Genomic DNA, 4,673 nt, shown 5'->3' with positions numbered 1-4,673 from the left:
AATAGTTCTTAATCAACTCCTCAAATACCTCGCCAAAATCTACCAAAATATGGTTTTGATTTATTAGCACCGTTTTGTGGGGATCCCTCAGCGCTACGCGGGGAGATATAAACAACCACATTGATTTGCAAGCGGCAACTTGAAGTTGAATTGATATATAACGCCCTATGAAACTTAATTAGTGCAACCGCTCTGTTTTTGCAGCTTTTATTGCGTTGATATCTTTCTCGTCGAAAACATAATGCATACCACAGAATTCACATTGCATGTCAATTTTGCCATCGTTGTGCAAAATTTCCTGTAGATCGGCTTCCGATAATGTCACCAGGGTATCAGCGCAACGTTGCTGGGAACAGGTGCAACGAAATGCAACTTGCTGAGGTTCATATAGCGTGACATCTTCTTCATGATAAAGGCGATGCAAAATCTCTTTCGCATCCAGCGTAAACAACTCTTCACCCTTAATAGTTGCAGTTAGTTGCACCAAATGGTCAAGCATCTCTTCGCTGCCTTCCTGTGCCCCAGGCAAGATCTGCAATAACATACCACCTGCGGCTATTTTTCCATCCTGCATCCCAGTACGGATAAACAGGCGAGTTGGTAACTGCTCTGACTGTTTGAAATACGCATCCAGGCATTCTGCCAGCGTATTGCCTTCCAGCGCCACAACACCTTGATAACGCTCCCCTTCTGTTGGAGTCACCGTGATCACCATATAACCATTGCCGATCATATCGTGCAGGCTACTTGCGGCATTCACTTCACCATCGATGCGCGCCGTACCACGCATTTGTTGCAGGTTGTTACCATTAATCACCGCCAGTTTGACCGGCCCATCCCCCTGAATCTGTACCGTGATATCCCCATTGAATTTCAAGGTAGCGGTTAACAGGCTGGTTGCGACCAACAATTCACCCAATAGCTGCTGTACCGGTTGGGGAAAATGATGATTCTCCAGCATCCGTTGGTAAGTTTCACTAACGGAAACAAGTTCCCCCCTGACAGAATGGCTTTCAAATAAAAAGCGGTGTAATTGGTCATGCTTGGTCATAAATCTCTCTCATTTCACTGAGGCGGTTGTCCCCTTCGTCTTTTAAATTGCCCGTTTTTATTGGATGCAACTTAAAATAGATTAAGTATTTTCCGACTCATTTAATTTTGCGTTTTTGAATTTTATTAGTGTACGCCGTTCTTTTTTATCTGGACGACGATTAGGATGCGGCATCGTGAGCGCATTCATTTTACGAGCTAATGCCATTTTTTCCCGATTGATAATGCTCTCCGCCGTTTCCTGATAAAGTTGCTGGGCTTCGGTAGCACTCCGTCTGTGACTGCACAATGCCAAGACGATCACCGTTTTTTCATCATTTCCCTGACGCAGTTTAATCTCTGCATTCAATTCAACCAGCTTACTCGGCTTACTCCGTTGCCCATTATAATGGACTTTTCCCCCTTCAATCATTTCACGTGCGAGGGAACGGGTTTTATAAAAACGGGCAGCCCACAGCCATTTATCAAGGCGAATAGCCTGATCAGTGTCTGAATTCTGCATGGATATTTCTCCCATTAAAACAGTTATCGTAGTATTGGGTAATATGTTGGAGACGCCATCGGTTCTTGTGCTTTTTCTTGATAATCAATATGACGTTGACGATCAACGTTACCAGCAAGATCACCAGCAGCAGGCAACTTCCCAGATAACGAATAATCGATGTGGAATCCGGTTCACGATGCAACATGATATGGCGCGTCCCATTGGGATCTTCTGACAATTTTGTCACAATCCCCTCTGTTTCAAATGGTGTCTTCATCAACAGTTCTAACAGCCCCTGTAATTCCCGCCACCGATCTAAAGCTGAGTGTTCGTATATATAGTGTGTCCGCATCGGGTATTCCACTAAGGTTTTCCCCTCATCACTCAGCAATAAAACGCCTCCCGGAGATGGGCTGTTTATAAGAATGACCATTCTATCAATCTCGCGATAGATAAATGATGCAGTAGTCGAATCAACCAGTTTTTCCAACGCATTAGCACTGACAGAACGCAATAGCACCTTGGTGCTGTCCAGCTTGCCGCTTTCTGCGGCTTTTAACAAGTTGGCCCAACTTTTGGCATTTCCCAAATTGACCAATGCATTTTTCAAACGGTCGCACTCAGCATCGTTTTGGCACAACTTTTGTGTTTTCAAAATGATTTGTGAAAAATTGTCGAGCAAAATCATACCCGATTTGGCAATGGCTGCATTCAGGCCAGGATTACTTTTACGTTCAACTGGATGTAATTGCTCACCAACCGCTGTAATCAGTGCTGAAGCACTTTCGACAACTTCAGATTCCAGCATAGGTAATGGAATTTCACTATTCCAATAGATACCCACACAATCAAATGGTGCGAATATTGTTATATTGGCTTTGGGCATGATATTAGGGGGAACATAACACATCCCAACACCTTTGACCTTTAATACATCCCCTTCCTTCAACGGCATATTTTGTAGCTCATGAAAGCTGGTAATAACCTTGGTATTACTGCCATGTAACCAGGCAAAACTCAGCCGCATGGATAAGTTCACCGGCTGGTAAAAGTAAAGCAACAGCATGACAAATACAGAGAAAGCCACCAACATCACATTCTTGCTACTACGCTGATAAGGATAGTGCTTCTCTTCTTCATGCAAAGAGAGATAACGCCCTTGCCGCACAACATGGCAGTTAGTGTAAATATCAATATCGGTATTCTGATCAAGATCATGGGAAATATAAGGCTCCCAATGTAAGGGATAAATCAGATCAATGCCGCCCAGAGAGATATTTTTTCTTTGCTCCGGCTCAAATTCGCTAAATATTCCCCATCGTTTCGGAATGCCATTGAAACAATGGATGCTGGCCAATTTTCGACTAGGTGGCAATCGAAAATGTGACCAAAAACTGCCTAGAATCAACAAAAATGCCACCAGCATTAACCACGGCAGCATCGGAATGGGCACAAAAAGAGCCAAAAACCACAATGATAAACCAACACACATCAGGATACTTCCCTGAGCGCCCGTTGATTTTCGTAAACGATATTCTTCTAATGTTTCCTTGCGGATATGCAGTAATTTAGCACTTGAATTGCCATTTTTTTGAATGGAGGCATGTTCGGTTTTTGCCGTTACTCTCGTCATGAACAGATCTTGCTGATAATCTTGCAAAAAGTGACCATTAACCGCGATAACAAGCGGGATTGATGAGGTTCGAACAATCTCTATCGTATTTTGCTGCTTGATAAATGGCTCAAACAACACAGGTAAATGTATTTCTGTTTCACCAAGATAATAACGCCAATGGAGCTCCCCATCCGGTGCAGTAGAAAAACGGCTAATCGGATGCGTGATGGTATAAACATTATCATGTTTAGCAGGTAGTACCGGATAATCCGCCCTGTGTCTGCTATTCGGTTTCATCAGAAGACGGACATTTCGCAAGTAAGATTCTATGGCCTGGTATTCATCAGTATCCAGTTTACGGCTGACAGTTTTAGTCATTGACTGTAGATAACACGCGTTACCAAGCCGCCTCCATCTGAAAATCAGAAAGGAAGCCATTATAATCAGGCTAATGATAAAAATAGCCAATATAATGACCAATGAGCTCATTTTTTCCCCATGCTCATAACAGCAGTACAGAGATCAGCAGAATAACAATCTCATGAAACACCCAAAATCAGGCTATTCCTATTCTTGTCTTCTATTTTTAATTTTATTTACAAAATGTTATATAATTTTTCTCATACCTTTCCATAAACTAACGTCTTTTTGCAAGAGTCAGTAAGATAGCAACAAAAATACATTCAAGCGATAATCGCTATCATTTACTAACATAATCCGCCATATTAAAGCAAAGCTTGAATGCGTAACCATTTCATCATAACACTTAAAAAATACAGTAATATTTAAGTGATTTAGCGCATTATTATTTGCAATTATCCGGTATATGACAACCATCAGGGGCAAGCATGATTGATCTGAAAAAACCTAAGATTCTGAATATAAATGACGTTGCCCGCTCGCGCTTATTCAATATTCAATCTGTTGATCTTGAATTTAGCAATGGTGTGAAACGCGTTTATGAACGAATGAAACCGACAAATCGTGAAGCAGTTCTGATTATTCCGATTATCGGCGAAGAATTAATTCTGATTCACGAATATGCCGTTGGCATCGAACAATATGAATTAGGTTTTCCAAAAGGTGCTATTGATGCTGGCGAGAGTATTTTTGAAGCCGCCAATCGTGAATTGAAGGAAGAAATTGGTTTCGGTGCAGGAAAACTGGAGCTGTTGACGAAATTGACGATGGCACCGTCCTACTTTTCCAGCCAGATGAATATCATGATTGCGCATGATCTTTATCCAGAGTGTTTGAAAGGAGATGAGCCCGAACCACTAGTGCAGAAACGCTGGCCAATCTCTGACATGATGTCACTATTGGAGCACCCCGATTTCAATGAAGCCAGAAATGTCAGCGCCCTATTTTTTGCTCAACGCTACCTGCAAACAAAAAAATAATAGGAAACATTAATTAATGCATTCTTTAAAAATGAGTATGCAATTGCTCCATTTTATACTCGTTTTAAGTGAAATACAGAGATAAAGAATAAACACCTAAACAGAGTAAGGTTTAATTTGGTAC

The 4,673-nt window shown here is 41.7% G+C and carries 4 protein-coding genes; 1 reads left to right on the top strand and 3 read right to left on the bottom strand.

Going from position 1 to position 4,673, the window contains the following annotated elements:
• Window positions 1–178: 178 nt before the first annotated feature.
• From hslO to IQ211_RS18000, 3 genes are all read right to left on the bottom strand, one after another.
• A complete protein-coding gene (gene hslO / locus IQ211_RS18010) occupies window positions 179–1,051 on the bottom strand; it encodes an Hsp33 family molecular chaperone HslO (protein WP_189760209.1) in 873 nt (290 codons plus the stop codon).
• A gap of 81 nt (window positions 1,052–1,132) precedes the next feature.
• The gene (gene hslR / locus IQ211_RS18005; protein ID WP_189760210.1) at window positions 1,133–1,552 is read right to left on the bottom strand and encodes a ribosome-associated heat shock protein Hsp15; all 420 of its coding nucleotides are present in this window, start codon (window positions 1,550–1,552) and stop codon (window positions 1,133–1,135) included.
• Window positions 1,533–3,587, bottom strand: coding sequence for an IgaA/UmoB family intracellular growth attenuator (locus IQ211_RS18000; protein WP_265575765.1), 2,055 nt, complete (start codon window positions 3,585–3,587; stop codon window positions 1,533–1,535). The genes hslR and IQ211_RS18000 overlap by 20 nt, the downstream gene beginning before the upstream one ends.
• Window positions 3,588–3,997: 410 nt before the next feature.
• On the opposite strand from IQ211_RS18000, the gene nudE reads away from it, so the two are divergent.
• Window positions 3,998–4,549, top strand: coding sequence for an ADP compounds hydrolase NudE (gene nudE, locus IQ211_RS17995; protein WP_189760212.1), 552 nt, complete (start codon window positions 3,998–4,000; stop codon window positions 4,547–4,549).
• Window positions 4,550–4,673: the final 124 nt, after the last annotated feature.

This window comes from Xenorhabdus griffiniae (genome assembly GCF_015163655.1).
GTDB classification, from domain to species: domain Bacteria; phylum Pseudomonadota; class Gammaproteobacteria; order Enterobacterales; family Enterobacteriaceae; genus Xenorhabdus; species Xenorhabdus griffiniae.
The sequence above is the reverse complement of the archived record's forward strand: the minus strand, read 5'-3'. Positions and strand labels throughout refer to the sequence as shown.

What these genes read in the sequence shown, in the direction of transcription:
- IQ211_RS18000 (WP_265575765.1), bottom strand. Translation starts at nt 3,587, where the DNA reads ATGGCTTCCTTTCTGATTTTCAGATGGAGGCGGCTTGGTAACGCGTGT.
- nudE (WP_189760212.1), top strand. Translation starts at nt 3,998, where the DNA reads ATGATTGATCTGAAAAAACCTAAGATTCTGAATATAAATGACGTTGCC.
- hslO (WP_189760209.1), bottom strand. Translation starts at nt 1,051, where the DNA reads ATGACCAAGCATGACCAATTACACCGCTTTTTATTTGAAAGCCATTCT.
- hslR (WP_189760210.1), bottom strand. Translation starts at nt 1,552, where the DNA reads ATGCAGAATTCAGACACTGATCAGGCTATTCGCCTTGATAAATGGCTG.